The 16297-nt window shown below is 44.6% G+C and carries 13 protein-coding genes and 1 pseudogene; 4 read left to right on the top strand and 10 right to left on the bottom strand.

Annotation, left to right across the window (positions count from 1 at the left end; translation table 11 throughout):
* The first annotated feature begins 72 nt into the window (after window positions 1-72).
* Window positions 73-795 (top strand): biliverdin-producing heme oxygenase, encoded by a 723-nt coding sequence (locus tag H6G03_RS06550; protein WP_190463279.1) that lies wholly within the window; start codon window positions 73-75, stop codon window positions 793-795.
* A 339-nt stretch (window positions 796-1134) separates the two neighbouring features.
* Window positions 1135-2013, top strand: coding sequence for a PEP-CTERM sorting domain-containing protein (locus H6G03_RS37195; protein WP_199315165.1), 879 nt, complete (start codon window positions 1135-1137; stop codon window positions 2011-2013).
* Between the two features lie 338 nt (window positions 2014-2351).
* On the opposite strand, the gene H6G03_RS06540 is transcribed toward H6G03_RS37195, so the two are convergent.
* The 4 genes from H6G03_RS06540 to H6G03_RS06525 form a co-directional block, all read right to left on the bottom strand.
* Window positions 2352-2624 (bottom strand): cupin domain-containing protein, encoded by a 273-nt coding sequence (locus H6G03_RS06540; RefSeq protein WP_190463277.1) that lies wholly within the window; start codon window positions 2622-2624, stop codon window positions 2352-2354.
* A gap of 10 nt (window positions 2625-2634) precedes the next feature.
* The gene (locus tag H6G03_RS06535; protein WP_190463416.1) at window positions 2635-2985 is read right to left on the bottom strand and encodes a Mo-dependent nitrogenase C-terminal domain-containing protein; all 351 of its coding nucleotides are present in this window, start codon (window positions 2983-2985) and stop codon (window positions 2635-2637) included.
* A 294-nt stretch (window positions 2986-3279) separates the two neighbouring features.
* Entirely contained in the window at window positions 3280-3567 is a 288-nt protein-coding gene (locus H6G03_RS06530; protein WP_206756611.1) for a hypothetical protein, read from the bottom strand.
* A gap of 42 nt (window positions 3568-3609) precedes the next feature.
* On the bottom strand, window positions 3610-4224 hold the full coding sequence (locus tag H6G03_RS06525) for a class I SAM-dependent methyltransferase (RefSeq protein ID WP_190463413.1): 615 nt from the start codon (window positions 4222-4224) through the stop codon (window positions 3610-3612).
* Window positions 4225-4546: 322 nt separating this feature from the next.
* On the opposite strand from H6G03_RS06525, the gene H6G03_RS06520 reads away from it, so the two are divergent.
* Complete coding sequence (locus H6G03_RS06520; RefSeq protein ID WP_199315168.1) at window positions 4547-6388, top strand: ABC transporter ATP-binding protein; 1842 nt, start codon at window positions 4547-4549, stop codon at window positions 6386-6388.
* A 1068-nt stretch (window positions 6389-7456) separates the two neighbouring features.
* Window positions 7457-7714 (top strand): annotated as a pseudogene (locus H6G03_RS06515) (zinc-dependent peptidase); the annotation flags it as partial.
* A 167-nt stretch (window positions 7715-7881) separates the two neighbouring features.
* On the opposite strand, the gene H6G03_RS06510 reads toward H6G03_RS06515, so the two are convergent.
* The 6 genes from H6G03_RS06510 to bicA form a co-directional block, all read right to left on the bottom strand.
* Window positions 7882-8244, bottom strand: coding sequence for a COG3650 family protein (locus H6G03_RS06510; protein ID WP_456057562.1), 363 nt, complete (start codon window positions 8242-8244; stop codon window positions 7882-7884).
* Between the two features lie 540 nt (window positions 8245-8784).
* Window positions 8785-11223, bottom strand: a complete 2439-nt coding sequence (locus tag H6G03_RS06505; RefSeq protein WP_190463267.1) for a VIT domain-containing protein — start codon at window positions 11221-11223, stop codon at window positions 8785-8787.
* A gap of 138 nt (window positions 11224-11361) precedes the next feature.
* Window positions 11362-11898 (bottom strand): dual specificity protein phosphatase family protein, encoded by a 537-nt coding sequence (locus tag H6G03_RS06500; protein WP_190463411.1) that lies wholly within the window; start codon window positions 11896-11898, stop codon window positions 11362-11364.
* A gap of 185 nt (window positions 11899-12083) precedes the next feature.
* Entirely contained in the window at window positions 12084-12914 is an 831-nt protein-coding gene (locus H6G03_RS06495) for a HEAT repeat domain-containing protein (protein WP_190463264.1), read from the bottom strand.
* 154 nt (window positions 12915-13068) lie between these two features.
* Window positions 13069-14502 (bottom strand): cation:proton antiporter, encoded by a 1434-nt coding sequence (locus H6G03_RS06490; protein ID WP_190463262.1) that lies wholly within the window; start codon window positions 14500-14502, stop codon window positions 13069-13071.
* A 108-nt stretch (window positions 14503-14610) separates the two neighbouring features.
* On the bottom strand, window positions 14611-16257 hold the full coding sequence (bicA, locus tag H6G03_RS06485; protein WP_456057561.1) for a bicarbonate transporter BicA: 1647 nt from the start codon (window positions 16255-16257) through the stop codon (window positions 14611-14613).
* Window positions 16258-16297 lie beyond the last annotated feature (40 nt).

Raw genomic sequence — 16297 nt, 5'->3', positions numbered from 1 at the left:
ACGAAATAGACGGTTTAAAACCGTCAGTAAAATAAACAAGCTCCGACCTAGACATAGGGACACAAATTTAGCATGAGCAGTAATTTAGCGACCAAGTTGCGTGAAGGCACCAAAAAAGCCCACACGATGGCAGAAAACGTCGGTTTTGTCAAGTGCTTTTTAAAAGGAGTAGTAGAAAAGAACTCCTACCGTAAGCTGGTAGCCAACTTGTACTTCGTGTACTCAGCGATCGAAGAAGAGATGGAACGGCACCGCGAACACCCCATCCTCTCCAAAATTTACTTCAAAGAGCTGAATCGCAAGAAGAGCCTAGAGCAAGACCTCTGCTACTACTTCGGCCCCAACTGGCGCGAGCAAGTAGCTGCTTCCCCAGCTGCCGAAGCTTATGTGCAGCGGATTAGAGAAGTATCTGCCAGAGAACCCGAACTTTTGATTGCTCAATCTTACACTCGCTACCTGGGTGACTTATCTGGCGGTCAAATCCTCAAAGGGATTGCCGAAAGAGGAATGAACCTAACCGACGGGCAAGGTGTTGCTTTCTACCATTTCAAAGATATTTCTGACGAGAAAGCATTTAAAGCCACCTATCGCCAAGCGTTGAACGAACTGCCGATCGACGAAGCTACAGCCTTACGCATCGTGGACGAAGCCAATGCAGCCTTTGGTATGAACATGAATATGTTCAAGGAACTGGAAGGCAACTTGATCAAGGCCATTGGTTTGATGCTCTACAACACTCTGACCCGCAAACGCACTCGCGGCAGCACCGAAGCCGAATTGGCAACGGCAGAGTAAATTAGAGCTGTTTTAAATTAAATACCGATTCTTCAGACAAGATTACATTTTTTCTCACAATCCTGGAGGCTGGGTGGCGGTTATAGCTAGCTGTCATCAAGTCCCCAGGATTGTCAGCTTTTAGATATTTGGTATGGATAACTTTTTCTCAGATAAATTGCGGATTTCACGTATATAGAAATTTATATTTTTGTAAACTTTGCGTATTAATACTGGCAGGTTTGAGGAAAAATTTGCCAAGATGCCTTCACCATGTCTGGATTTATTGAAAAACGACTCTCAGACAATGGTGAATTTACTGAAATAAGTCTTACAAATATTTGTAGGTTAGGGGGAAAAATGAAAGCAAAGAAAGCCCTCTTTTGTTTAGCTCGTTCAGCTTCCGTTGCAGTCACCGTAGCTTTTTCTGTAGCTATCGCAATGCCCAGCTGGGCTGTATCTATTTTTCTGACCGGTCATGACCCAGACTTCCATGCTTATGTGGGTGGAAACATCCCAGGTGCGCGGAAAATCAATAATGTGGCGATCGACTATGTAATGGACCCAGCCTTCAACACATTTGTCGCCGGCGGAATTAACAAATTCCTGTTTGTGCAGTCTCAGATTACTCCCCCAGGAGGTCACGTCAACGGCGTCAATGGTATTATTGCCAGCGGTTACACCCTTGGTACTGACTTCGATCTCATTGATGCTAGTGGATTGAATGCAGCTTTAGACCAGCTGGGCACTACCTACAGCGCGATCGTCGTAGCTTCGGACTTCGGCGGTATCCTAACACAGGCAGAACTGGACATTTTGAATGCCCGGTCTGGTGACATCATAGACTTCCTTAACGATGGAGGAGGTTTGTATGCTATGGCAGAAGGCAACAACGGTGCTCATCTTACCCCAAATGGCGGCTGGTTTGGCTACCTACCTTTTATCACGACAAGTACCGCTTTGAATCAGTCAGAACAAGGTTTTACAGTTACACCTTTTGGAGCGAGTTTAGGTCTGACAAACAACGATATCAACGGAAACGCTTCTCACAACATCTTTAATGGAACTTTTGGGCTCAATATTGTGGATGTTGATGCCAACGGGAATATTATGTCCCTGGCAGGCAGAAATCTTCCCACACCCAACTCCGTTCCCGAACCTACTTCTGCCTTGGCTTTATTGGCGTTTGGCGCTACAGGCGGAGTACTGCTAAAGCGCAAACAGCAGCATAAAGCCTAAATTAACTGTAGAGAAGCGATCGCAAAGTAGACTGACAAACTGCTGCATCTTTTATCCAAAGAAATGGCTGTTTTTTTGTGCAATTAGTTCGGGTATTCTACAAGTTATTAAATTTTATGTCAATTTGGGTGTAAACCCGGATAAGTTGCCCAAGCTAGGTTAGCGGCTTACCGGATATCCGCGATGACGATCGCAACCTTAAATCCCGCGTTAGCCTTTCTGCAACAAATTCAACAACGTCAATCGCTTCTTTGAGGAATTCCGCAAATTTGTTGGATGGTAATCGTTAATTGTTCATTGCTATTAACCGCAAACCACGAACAATTAACCATTATCCATTAGCCAAACATATAATGCTTTCTGACATCTTTCTTGATGTTCCAAGTGCAAGACATTCCCGCTGGAAACGTCACCAAGTCGCCTTTTCCAACTTGCACCGACTGTCCGCCAAGGGGGGTTACAACCACATCGCCTTCCAGAAAATAACAAGTTTCCGCCTCGTCGTAAGTCCAGGGAAATTCCGATACTTCTTTAGTCCAAATCGGCCATTTCGATACTCCCAATCGGTTGAGATATTCTTGACTGGGTTGACGTTCAATTTTGATGTCCATTCTACTTCGCTCAGGAGTAAGACATTATATCAATACCACATCGATCGACTAAATAACAAAGGGCGCGAAAACGCAAACCTACTAATTGATCGTAAAGCGGATTGAGCTTGCACAAGGGTGGAATATGGGCGACCTTGCGACCGAAGAGTATGATATCGCGTTCAAACGGACACTGAGCGGGAATAACTTTGTAGAGCAGTTTAGCAAATTTGGCGTCCCGAACCTCGATTTGGTCAAGCCACTGACGCACAGGTTGCAGCAAATCGAATTGGGGTTCGATCAGTTTGGCAGCTTGCAGACTTTGTTGAGAACTGGTGCTTGCAGCAGGTAGAGTAACATCCCGATTGTCAGTCAGCATCATATTCATAATTTAAACTTGTTGTTTTACTTTTGGGTTAACAGTTTTGCTTATCGCTATTTCCACTATACAAAGGTAAAGCACTTATTAGGTAAAGGAATAAATAAAAAGTTTTAATGTTTTGGTGAAGTTGTGCTTAACAGTGATAAAGAGTTGAGTAGCGATCGCGCCTCAACCCCTTGATATAAAGAATGATTATCTGAAAATTAAGCGGTTTGCATATTAAACGACTTATGGCCAAATTAGTTCCCACTTATAAGGTATGGGATGGGAAAATTCTCTCCACAGACGATCGATCTAATCCTGCTGACAGCGTTCTAAATAGATTTTCGCCACGCGATCTCCTCTACTCTGGCCCAAACACGCTGCAAACAGTCGCGCTGCATCAGAAAACTTTCCTTCATCGTAAAGTGACAAAGCTTCCTTAAATATTTGCAGCCTAGCTAAATTACCCTCTTTGATTTCTGGCGGGTCAGCATCGAAAACTTCATGAACCGTGACCAATTGCGATTTACCCTTGACTTTTACAGTGTCGATCGTGCGGATTGCATAATCAGCCGGATTTATCAATCGCCAATAATACACAACTTTCGTATACAATCTGCGATTCTTTAGTGCGAGATTAGTTTATTTAGCAAAAATCGTCAACAGAACTGGCCCTAACAAATAGTAGTGACCCAAACAATTTAATCCTGCTTCTCTCCCTAACTCTTCCCGTGCCTTTGGACTATAAAATCGGATATTATTAGGCAAAAAAGCTCTATGCTCATATTCCGAATCGAGTTTTCTCCAAGTTGTTATATCTACTAGATAAAAGCGTCCTTGGGTATTTAATACCCGACTTACTTCTTGAAAAACTTGCTCGGGTACGGGGTAGTGGAGAAAACTCAGAGTATTAAAAACCGCATCAAATTCATTATCTGCAAAAGTAAGAGCAACGGCATTTCCTTTTATATAAATCAAACGAGGGCGATGACAATTTTTCATACGAGCAATATGTATCATTTGGGTGGATAAATCCAGCCCAATACCGCGTAAATCGGAAAAGTTAGCAGCTAAACGATTGAGTAGCTTTCCCGTACCGCAGCCAAGATCTAGAATGTGAGATTGTGGCGGTAAATTGATATATTCTAGTAGCCTAACGTGGATAGCTTGGTAAAAAACTGATGTAAAAAGCCAATCGTAGTTAGGTGCCCACAAATCAAAAAGTTGCTCTTTTTTATTCGGTATATTCTCGGTCATTTTGGGCTCTTTCATATTTATGGAGAAAGTGTTCGTTTATGTTACAGTGCGATGGTGGGTGACGGCACGGGAACTAAATTATTCGTTGAAAACGCTGAAATTATCGCCCGTGTCTAACCCACCCTACGATTAGATAAGTCTCTAGTATCACAACAAAAACAGGAGAGCCAGTTTTTTGTTTAAAGTATAGGTAAGAGCGACTTATACCCAGTCGCCTGTACTCTACCATAATACAAGCATTCATCACTATCTTAAAAGATAGCGAAAGCAATTATCCGAATATAGATGAGATAGCACAACCTATAGACGGCATATGAAAAACATGATTCGTCGTAAAAAAGCCAATGCTGCAAGACTAATTTGGCAACGCCTACGCCAATACCTGGGGCTATTCCAGTACAACGCTCGCGCTATAATCTTAGTCTGGAGTACAAACCGCATCCTCACAATCGTTCTTGCCATCCTCACCCTAATTGCTGGTTTGCTACCAGGGGCAGTAGCTTACATCGGCAAGTTAATTGTAGATGCAGTAGTCCATGCTTCTGGCGAAGCACAAACAAATTATCGCACCAATGCTTTAAGTTATGTTGGATTGGAGGCTCTCTTAGTTATCTTATTAACAGGCACGCAAAGAAGTCTCTCCCTCTGCCAATCTTTACTGCGAGTTCAATTAGGGCAAAAAGTTAACGTTCTCATCTTAGAAAAAGCGCTCACCCTCGACCTTCCCTACTTCGAGGATTCCGAATTTTATGACAAAATGAATACGGCGCGGCGCGAAGCATCAAGTCGTCCTTTGAGTTTAGTAAACCGAACTTTCAAGTTAGTTCAAGATGCTCTTTCCCTTGTCGCTTACGGCGGTTTGTTGCTGCAATTTTCAGTATGGGCAGTACCGGTACTCGCTTTTTCTGCCGTACCTGCCTTCGTTGCCGAAACTCGCTTTGCTTTGGAAGCATTTCGCCTGTTTCGGTGGCGTTCTCCGGAAAACAGACAGCAAAGTTATTTGGAAACTTTAATCGCTAGAGAAGACTACGCCAAAGAAGTTAAACTGTACCAGTTGGGACCAATGTTGCTACAACGCTATCGGGATATTTTTCAACGACTCTACGGCGAAGACCGGGATTTGACTGTACGCCGGGGATTTTGGGGTTTCTTGTTGGGATTGCTGAGTATAGCTGCTTTTTATCTTGCTTATGCTTGGATTGTACTAGAAGCGATCGCACATCGCATCACCCTTGGAGATATGACCATGTACTTGATGGTATTCCGTCAAGGACAGTCTACTTTTTCCTCCATTCTTACCTCCATCGGTGGGATGTACGAAGATAACTTGTATCTATCCAACTTATATGAATTTCTAGAACAAGAAATCCCCAAATCTAATGGTCAAGCTACCTTTGGTTTAATTCCCCACGATGGGGTTCGTTTCGAGGATGTATACTTCACTTATCCGGGAAAATCCCAACCAGCTTTAAAGGGTATTTCACTACACCTGAAACCAGGAGAAAAATTGGCCATAGTCGGTGAAAATGGCTCTGGAAAAACTACTTTAATTAAGCTTTTAACGAGATTGTACGTACCTTCTAGAGGACGCATTCTGCTGGATGGATTGGATTTGCAGTCATGGGACATATCGGTACTGCACCGACGCATGAGCGTCATTTTTCAGGATTTTGTTCGTTACCAATTTACAGTAGGAGAAAATGTCGGTGTTGGCGATGTGAAAAACTTAGAAGATTTAGAACGTTGGCAAATTGCTTCCGAAAAGAGTCAAGCTAAACCTTTTATCGAATCTATGCCTAATGGGTTTTTTACTCAGTTGGGGCGATGGTTTAAAGGAGGAACGGAACTTTCTGGCGGACAGTGGCAAAAAATAGCTCTCGCACGCGCATTTATGCGAACTGAAGCAGATATTTTGGTGTTGGACGAACCGACGGCAGCAATGGATGCGATGGCAGAAGCAGAGATTTTTGAACGCTTATCCCAACTTACTAAAAATCAAATGCTTGTGCTGATTTCCCACCGCTTTTCTACTGTGCGTATAGCCGATAAAATTGTGGTGCTGTCGGAAGGAACTATTCTAGAACAAGGGACTCACGCCGAATTGTTGAAGGCACAGGGACTTTACCAAAAGCTTTTTTCAATTCAGGCAGCGGGATATCAGTAGAATATCTGCTGATGACTCAAAAAAAGCGTATTCAAGCCTTACATTTCGAGGAGAATCATCAAAAAAGTTTTCCGAATTTAAAATCCCTTCCTTTTAAGGAAAAATCAATCCCAAATCCCAAATCGCTTAACACATATCATATCCGATAGCATCGGCTGCATAAAAAAATGTATTATTATCTGATTTCTTATCTGCGTTCATCTGCGTTCATCTGCCTACATCTGCGGTAAAAATTTAACCCCTAATTCCTACAGACAGATAATATGAGAGCATCAGCCTTAGACTACCGATGCCACCTGACACGATATCACTGATTTGTCAAACAATACTTATTGGGAGAAGAAGCCAGCCAATAGAAGGGGCAAAAGTATAAGGGCAGATATAATTAAAACAAGAGTTCCTGCATCTATCTTGAGGATATTATTTTTGGAATCGGGCATTTGCGCTTCTCTTGGAAAATAGGGATATCAAATCAGCCTAAATGATATTGGCTCGTTTTTGCAAGTCCGATCTGGGTTTTATTTCAATTCCTCGTTTTTTCCCTCTGCCCGCCTGCCCCTCTACAGTTTTAATGGTTCAGATTCCTAGAGGAATTGCCCGACAACTGAAAAGCCCTTGGGCGTCTGTCCGTGTTTCGACTCCAAGGGCTTTTCGTTTCAGTTCACTTTTCACTCCTCACAGCTATAATCATCCAGCCGATCGCAGAATTTGGCGATTCACCTTAAGACAGATTTTCAACTGTCCCAATACCAGATGCCACTTTCAATTTAGGGGTAAATGCAGTTGCTAAAAATCTAGCTAATCCTGCTCAATCTTCTTTATTATTATAGCTAGATACCAATAGTGAGAAAGTTTTGGCGAGAGTTGTTTTCACAAAGCCCTTCTTTTCGTATAATCAAAACATGAAGCTAGTTGAACGTCATATCATCACAAAAAAGCTTTTCACACTATAATCACAATATGAAGCTGGTTGAACGTCATATCATCACAAAAAACCATCCCCTCTGGTCAGAAATTGACCAAAAGGCTTTTTTGTCCAAAAATTTTTTGAGTAAGTTTCGTTGAGCGGTTCCTGTTTTGCAGCAAAACTCCGATTATCTCATTTGGGCTGAGGTGATGACAAAAGAATATCAGCGCCTTTGTAATGATGTTCAACTAGATAGAAAGACAGTAATCGATAGCTATGGCGCAACAAACCCCGCAGAATTTTTTGCCGTAGCGACAGAAACTTTCTTTGAAAAACCGCACCAATTGCAAAATCAGCATCCGGCACTTTATCAGCTACTGCAACGCTATTATCAACTCGCTCCTGTGCAATGGGACTAGGGCGTCGGGGTTAGGGAAGAGGGAAGAGGGAGAGGGAAGAGGGAGAGGGAAGAAGAGGAATTTTTGAATAATTGACTTTCCCTAACCCCTAACCCCTAATCCCTAACCCCTTTTTGACTTTTGACTTTTTGCTCCCCCACTCTCCCACTCCCCTTACAGTCTGTCAATTACCTTTTTTGGGCACAACCTTCCATCACTTGATTTCCTAAGATAAGAGTTGCATCGTAGGGGTAAACATTATCTGACATCCCATCACTACAAGCATTGACTTTCTTAATCACCAGTACGCCGCTAGGTTGACCGTTGAGTCGATAAACTCGTACTAAATCCGCAGGACGACCCATTGCTGCCAAAGGTGCGGTGTATGGGTATCGTCGATTTCTGACCTCTGGTGTTGAATAGACAATGCCACGACGATTAACGGTAACATTCCAAAATGGTTCAGTACCTCTGGCGATGAATTCTTGACTATTGGCAGTATTTTGAGCAATAAGGTTAGCGTCAGTGCTTGGTGAACTAGAGTTTTCCATCTTGCTAGCAAGCGATGCACTCATTCCCAAACCAACAGATACAAAACCAAGCACAATGGCCAATAAAGGGAAAGACTTCATATAAACTAATCTCCTGCTAGATTGTCGCTCTAATTTTTGCGGTACAAATAGGATCTACAACAGACGATCGACTATTTCTGCAAACCATGAAATGATGAGCGATTTAGCGATCGCTCAAGACCGCAGTTAGCAAGTTGTCCTCCCTACGATTGCGATCTCATAAATTCTGGGAAGTCTGTTGCTGCTAATTTGGCTGATGTTCCTTCCTTGCCGATTGTTCCCCGATAGACTATTCAGATCGTCTCCGACGGCATCCGTTACATAAAAACATCGCTTTCTTATCTGCGTTGCTTTCTTATCTGCGTTTATCTGCGTTTATCTGTCTTCATCTGCGGTAAAAATTTAACCCTTGATTCCCACAGGCAATTGTTCGTATCGCTAATGTACTACCGATGCAGCCAGACACGATATCAGTGCAAAAAAACCGGGAAAACCCCGGTTTCGATCGCATCGCCGCAATTACGGTTGAATTCGTAATGTCACAACAACGGTACTCGTAATACTTGGCATTGGTCGCCAAATCAGCAGCGCTCGACGAATTGCCTCAATTACGGTTTGTTCTTTCACAGAAGATGCTTGCTCATCCAAAACAACCTGTCTCACCCGTCCCTTACTCACCTGTAACTCAAAGACTAAATCGCCACTGACACCTGCCGCTAATTGAATCGATTCTAGATGTTGGGTGAGAAGTGCGATCGCACTGTTATCCAGTCCGGTGGCGCTGATAACCTGTAGGCGAGGGACAGAAGACATTCCAGGGGAACGACGCGCAGGAGGTATTCCAGGGCGTTGGGGATTAGGTGCTTGCAACTGTTCATCGTCTTCAAACATCAAGCCTGGATTTATCAGCGTGATATCGAACTCATCAGATGACTCCATTGCAGAAGCCGGACTGGAAGGAGACATAGGTGCTGGACGTACTGTAGCAGAATAGTTGACTTTTCGGCGTTGCAAAAACTCAGGTGGATCGGATGCAGCGCGAGCTATTGCGGGAGCAGAATTGTAAGCAACGTTGCCAAAAATACCTTCATAACTAACACCTTCCGGCATTTCCACAGGTACTTGCACAGAGACAGAAGCATCTGTTGGATCGACTCGCACATCATCACTGACTGCCACAAAAGCGGTATATTGCGATAACAATTGATAGGTAAGAGCAGTATCCGTCACCGCTTCCACACCTGCCTTTGTATCTCCGCTGACCATCCGATTCATCAAATCTTTGATGCGAGAACGTCCCCAAAGTTGTGCGATCGCAGGATTTCCCGTTTCTTGAAAGTTCAAATTAAAAGTTTGTTGATAGCGAGTACCACCCGCTGCAACTCCGGTAACGTGCAACTTGCCAGCACGACAATCCTGTTTGCGCCCGAACAAAACTAATGGTTGTTCTGCAAATAAATCTGGTGGTGTGGAAGGATAGATAGTTGGAGATTCACCATCGCCTTCCCATTGCAAGTTAATATTAGCGAGAACGGGATTGTTGATTTGCCGGAAGAATTTCTCGACTACTTCATCAGTCGGTTCATCGTGTCGAATAATTCGAGAAATACCCCGACCTATTTCGGCAATGCGGTTGAGCAAGAAACGATTCACGGAACTACCCGCACCAAAACTATAGAGGCGATTTCCAGATTTGAGATGTCGTTGTACTTCTGCCAAAATTTGATTTTCGTTACCGATATAACCGTCGGTCAACAACACAATACTCCGCAACCGTCCCGGATCTGTGACTGGGAAATTCAAAACGGCGCGAATACCGCGCAGCAATTCGGTTCCGCCACCTGCATTTAACTTGTTGATGTATTGAATTGCCAGCGATCGATTGTGCGGTGTATTGGCTAGAGGAACGGGGGAGAGTTGCTGAGTTGTATTGGCAAAATCAATGATGCTGAAGGTATCGTCTGGATTTAATTCGTTGATAAAGCGGCGCATCAATTCCTGACATTGCATTAGCGGCGCACCAGCTTGCGAGCCAGATGTGTCGATGAGAAAGACGACATCTTTACCAATCTTTTGATTCGGTTGATATGCAATTGCGGGAATTAAGTAAACTGCGAAGTGTCCGCCTTTTTCGTCAGCTTGGGTTAAGACGGTGGTTTGTGTGCGATCGCCTGTCACTTGATAGCGTAAAATTAAGTCTTTGTTGGAAATGGTATCTCCATCGGCCAGTTTTACTCGCACGATTTGTTCTTCATGAGTAACCTGGATTTGGTGAGATGGCGATCGCACATCCCGAATTGCCACACCCGCATCAATTTCGACATTTACATTAATATCGTGTCGGGAGCGAGTTCCTGATGGTAAAATGGGAGCATTCAAGCGCGAAGCATCCGGCACTAAATCGGTATCTTGATTTAAAGTCATCGGTGCAGCAGCAGAACCACCCCCAGTTGTATTTCCCTCAATTGTTGTGCCTGGAATGTAACGCGGGCCAACTACCATTGGAAACACAAATTCATAATTCCCCGCCTCGAATTTCAGGCTATCGGAATAGCGAATAATTACATCAATTTCTTCCCCAGGCTTGATGTTAGCAAGAGATTGAGTAAAAATGTTATCGCGTTCTTGTTCTAGGAGTCCGGCGGTGCGTCCTTGCTGTTTGGCTTGCTCGTAAATTTGTTGCGCTTCTTGACGTTTTTTGATGCTACCTTTGATAGTGCGATCGCCAATCCGAATCAGCATATCATCGACGGCTGCTTCATCGGGTAACGGGAAGATGTAGACGGCTTCCAGCGTTGTAGTGAAAGGATTTTCAAAGGTTTGGGTAACTTCCACCCGCGAGATATTTCCCGCAACTTTGGCTTGTACCTCTGTGTGTTTGAGAGGAAAGGCGATTTTTTGTCGATCGGGAGTTTCAACGTATAAGCCACCTGGTTGTTGTTCGATAGTCTGAGTCATAGGAGTAACCTCTTGATACGATTTGTCTTATGTCTCCAGCCTAACGGCGTTTATTGGGCAGAAATGCTCAGTTTTGTGTTCAGTAGATGCTCAGTCATTGGCTCAGCAGTATGGCGGTAGTTGCGATCGCGTTTTATCCTAATTTTTAGTATCCCGACAATCATTGAGCAGTGCGTTGAGTTCCGCCGCGACTTTCCAGGGATTTCGACCTTTCAGGGGAGCGACTATCGCTGCTTCATAGGGATTCCTCCCCGTTCGCCTCACTGCTGCGATCGCATCTTGGTTGGACAATCCTCGCCCACTCACTAACCAAGCTGCTAAAATGTGTCCTGTGCGTCCAATTCCACCAGAACAATGCACGACAACTTTCTCATTTTGTTGGTTTGCAAAAGCTAAAAAAGGTAAAATTTCCTCAATTAAGGTTTGACGATCGCTTAATTGAAAATCCTCAATAGGTGCCCAACAAACCCGATCTAAACCAAATACATTTCGATACGTTCCCAGCAAATCTGCATAGCGAGCTAGCTGAGTTTGAGGAAGCAAGCAGCAAACGCGCTCGATGTTTTGCTTCTGCATAAATTCAATCCAGCGATCGACCTGTATATTTCTGTATCCAGGTCTAGCAGCACCAAATACGATCGATTCGTCTTCTGAAGCGGCAGCAAACTTATACATTTTGTTTTGAGTCATTTAGCAAACTATTTTAAGATTTACACATTATTTATGTGAGAATTAATACTTTATTCATATTCAATTTTTCGCCCATTCTGTTCCTACACCATCCGCCAATGACCTACCAAATCAAGAGTGTAATCGAAACTGGAAATTATTATGTCGTCAAATAAATACTTGATTTGCTCTCATTTGGTTGTGAATTGAAGTTCTACTTCTTTTAATTGAGCAATAACCCGTTCAGCGTAATTTCGGTGAATAGGAAAAGACTGTGCAATTGCAGTCAGAATTTGACGAATCTGCGGCGCATCAAGAGCAAGGGTTAGAGGGACTTTTCGTTCTGCTAAGTCTCGTAGAATGTTAAGAATGATACCTACCAGATGCTCATCAGCATCTTCGAGTAATTTTAGCAGCTTAGTTAAATCATCGCGAACACCTAATCGATATCTGGCAACTAGGATTTCAGCTTTTGTAGCTAGGGACTCTTCTGATGATAAGTACACCTCAAGTTTGGGCAGAATCTCTTGTGTCCCTAAAAGCCCTATAGCGCAAGCTGAATAAGCTCGAACAGGCTCAATAGGATCGTCTAGGGCTAATTCAAGCTCTGCTAAAACCTCTGGGTCTCCTACTTCAGCCAAATCACCCAATGCTTCTGCGGCTGAAGCTCTTACAACCCAATCAGAGTCACTACGAAGGAGAGACTTAATTGGTTCGATCGCTGTTGTGTAGTCGAGTGTGGCGAGCGCATCCACTGCATCGGATCTAACAAGGTCTTCTGAGTCAGCTAACATTTTTACAAGTGCAGGGCCAACCGTCTCAATTTCTTCGTCTCCCAGCCATCCTAATGCCTCTACTGCAAGCATCCGAATATCTTCTTCAGGGGAAGCAAGCAACTCAACTAAGGTCGGGACAGCTTTATAGGCTTCTAACTTTCGTAGCTTTATGATTGCTGGTGCTTGTCTGTAAGGATCGCCCGATCGACAGTCTTCCAGTAAAGACTCTATATTAGAGTGACTCATAAGCACCCCTTTCTCAAAACTTATGGATTTAATTATTTTTGTCTAAAGTATGAAAGTATTTTGATCTTCAAAAATAGTTAGTGAACTACTCCAACTATACCTTGAGGTTAGTTGGAGCTTCTGATTGTGGTATTTGAGATCGACCCCAGCAACCTCACGGTGTTGGCTGAGATTCACCCCCTAAAACTGGTTGTTCCCTGGCAGGTTCTCCTGTGCTTGGCGGTTCCACTGGCTCACCAAAAGCCAAGCGCAGAAACGGCGGTGCTAGAAATGTGGTGAGAATCACCATGATAATAATCGATACTTCCAAGGGCTTACTGAGAACGCCACTGGCAGAACCGATACCGGCAAACACTAACCCGACTTCTCCCCGTGGAATCATACCAACTCCGATCGCCAATCGATTAATACCGGGTTGACCGAACACCGACCAGCCTGTCACTATCTTGCCGACAATAGCAACCACCATCAAAAATACAGCGATCGACAATCCAGCCCGATTTTCAGGTACGGTCGGATTCAAAACACCCAAATCGGCTCTCGCTCCCACTGTCACAAAGAAAATGGGCACTACCAAATCGGCGACCGGCTTCACCAGTTCATCTAATTCGTTGCGAGCATCGCTTTCATCTAGAACTAAACCAGCAGCAAACGCACCCAAAATCGCTTCCAGGTGAATTGCATTGCCCAGAAATGCCATGAAATAGGCAAATATAAATGCTGGGATGACGATATTGCCACGAGTTTTGAGTTGATTGACGATCCGCTCAAAGGTTTTATTGAAGATGCCACCCAAGAGAATGGAACCGATCAGAAAAGCGGTTGCACTGACAATCAAATAGATGACATTAGTAACATCAATTTCACCCGTTTTCGCTAAACTGGCGACAACAGCCAGGACGATAATTCCCAGCACATCATCAATGACAGCAGCACCAACAATGATTTGACCTTCTTTCGATTTCAGCTGTCCTAATTCAGACAATACTTTGGATGTAATCCCAATGCTTGTTGCCGTTAAAGCAGCCCCTGCAAAAATTGCCGGAATCGCGGGAACGTGGAATAACGTCATCAAGCCAACAGTACCTGCTGCAAAAGGAACTGCCACCCCCACACAAGCTACAATCGTGGCTTGATATCCCACTTCTTTTAATTGTCGCAAATCGGATTCCAGACCGATTTCAAATAGCAGAATAATCACGCCCAATTCTGCTAGCACGGAAATGACTTCACTCTGGGATTCAAATATACTTGTGGCAGCTGCGGGGGAGAGATGATTAATCCATTCCAGAATCGTCATCACCACTGAATCAGAGGCAGACAGCCCGCTTTCGGGAAAGATAATCAGGTGTAATGCAGATACCCCGACGATTACACCGGCCACCAATTCCCCCAGAACTGGCGGAAAATCTAACCGTTTGGCTATTTCTGCGCCAATTTTACTGGCTAGATAAATTATCACCAAACTCAGCAGAACTCCGGTGAGAACGATCGGTGAATTTTCTGCCTCGACAGTTGCCAACAAGGGCGAGGGGAAAAGCGGGGATGTCATCCCAGTTAAAGCTGTAATTGTATGGTTCAAAAACATGAGTTACGCGGTAAAGACGATGTGAACCTGATTTGAATCGGAGGCAACCGATTGTTAGTTTCCTGACGCATCAGGTTACCTCGATTCGTCGAACTTGTCATGCCCTTTTTAGGCGACTGCCTCTTTGTTGTAAACCAGGTCAACGGCTTGACGCAGGGCGACCGTGCGATCGCTCAAGATATGTTCTGAGGTAATTAGATCGAACAGTCCCAACTTCTGTAAGCGGCGCTGAATTTTCTCACTCGCACCGACGATATAGATCTGCAACCCTTTATCATAGGCATCGCGAATCGCATTTTCGATCGCCAGCGAAGCAGTCACTCCCAGCAAAGGCACATCGGTGAGATCCATTACTAACGCATCTGCATCCTTCATGGCATTGTGTTCGCGTGCGATCGCTTTCGATAAGCCAAAAATCATTGGGCCACTCAGGTAAAATAACAGCACGCGCCCTTTGCCTTTATCCAGTAGGAACTTCTCCTCTTCGCTCAATCGTGCATCGTCATCTGTATCGGCAATCAGCTTAACTTCCTGAGATTGCAAACTACTCAACCGTTCGATAGTAAGAATATTGGCGATAAACACACCTATACCTACTGCCACAATCAAATCCACAAATACAGTTAAGAGCAATACCCCGTACATGATCGCGGAACCCTTGAGGGATACCTTGTGCGATCGCTTCAAGAAACTCCAGTCAAGAATATCAATCCCGACTTTCAGCGCAATCCCTGCCAACACTGCCATCGGAATCGGTTGGGTCAGCTTGGCAGCGCCCAAAACCACCACTAGCAGCACTAACGCCCTTGTTAAACCCGATACCGCTGTGGTTGCACCCGTTTGGATGTTGACCACCGTTCCCATCGTCGCACCTGCACCCGGTAAGCCACCGCACAGACCGGAAACAATATTGCCGATGCCTTGACCGATCAATTCCTTATCGGATTTATGTTCAGTCCGGGTGAGACTATCTGCGATCACCGCTGTCAGCAAGGTATCGATACAACCCAGCATTCCCAACATCACCCCATCCACTAACATCACTGTCACTTGACCGGGTGTAAAAGTAGGGAATTGCAATGGGGGAAGGCCCACCGGAATTTCGCCAATGCGGCGAATTTCCACACCTTGAAATACTGTCAGAGAAATCACAGTTCCAACAATCAACGCCACCAGTTGGGGAGGCACAAAGCGCTTCAGCTTTTTGGGCATGAGGAAAATGATCCCCACCGTCAAGAGACCTAGAATTGCCTCCGGTGGATTCAAATTGGCAATCAATTGCGGAATCGCCGTTACGGTGCCCAAAACACCCCCCTTTGGCGCTGCTTGGCCTAAAAAGGGTGCAATTTGTAGAATAACCAGAATCACGCCAATCCCCGACATAAAGCCGGAGATTACGCTATAAGGCATCAGGGTAATGTATTTCCCTAATTTGAAAACCCCAAATACGATCTGAAAAAGCCCTGCCAGCATAACAACGGTAAATGCCATCGCCAAACCCTTGTCTGGATTGCTGGCGGTGAGTCCGGCGACGATCGCCGTCATCACCACAGTCATTGGGCCAGTCGGTTCGGAAATCAGCGTGGGAGTGCCGCCGAATAAAGCTGCAAAGAAGCCGACGCAAATAGCACCATACAGACCGCCGATCGGCCCGACTCCGGAGGCAACACCGAAAGCCAAGGCAAGCGTTGACATCCTCCTCGACCTAAAGGTACGAGGATTCCAAAGATCGCTCTTTGGGCTTCCTCTTTCCACGACTCGGCTTACTTGGAGGGATTTCTCCACCCAGGCAGAG

Source organism: Aerosakkonema funiforme FACHB-1375 (assembly GCF_014696265.1).
GTDB classification, from domain to species: domain Bacteria; phylum Cyanobacteriota; class Cyanobacteriia; order Cyanobacteriales; family Aerosakkonemataceae; genus Aerosakkonema; species Aerosakkonema funiforme_A.
The sequence above is the reverse complement of the archived record's forward strand: the minus strand, read 5'-3'. Positions and strand labels throughout refer to the sequence as shown.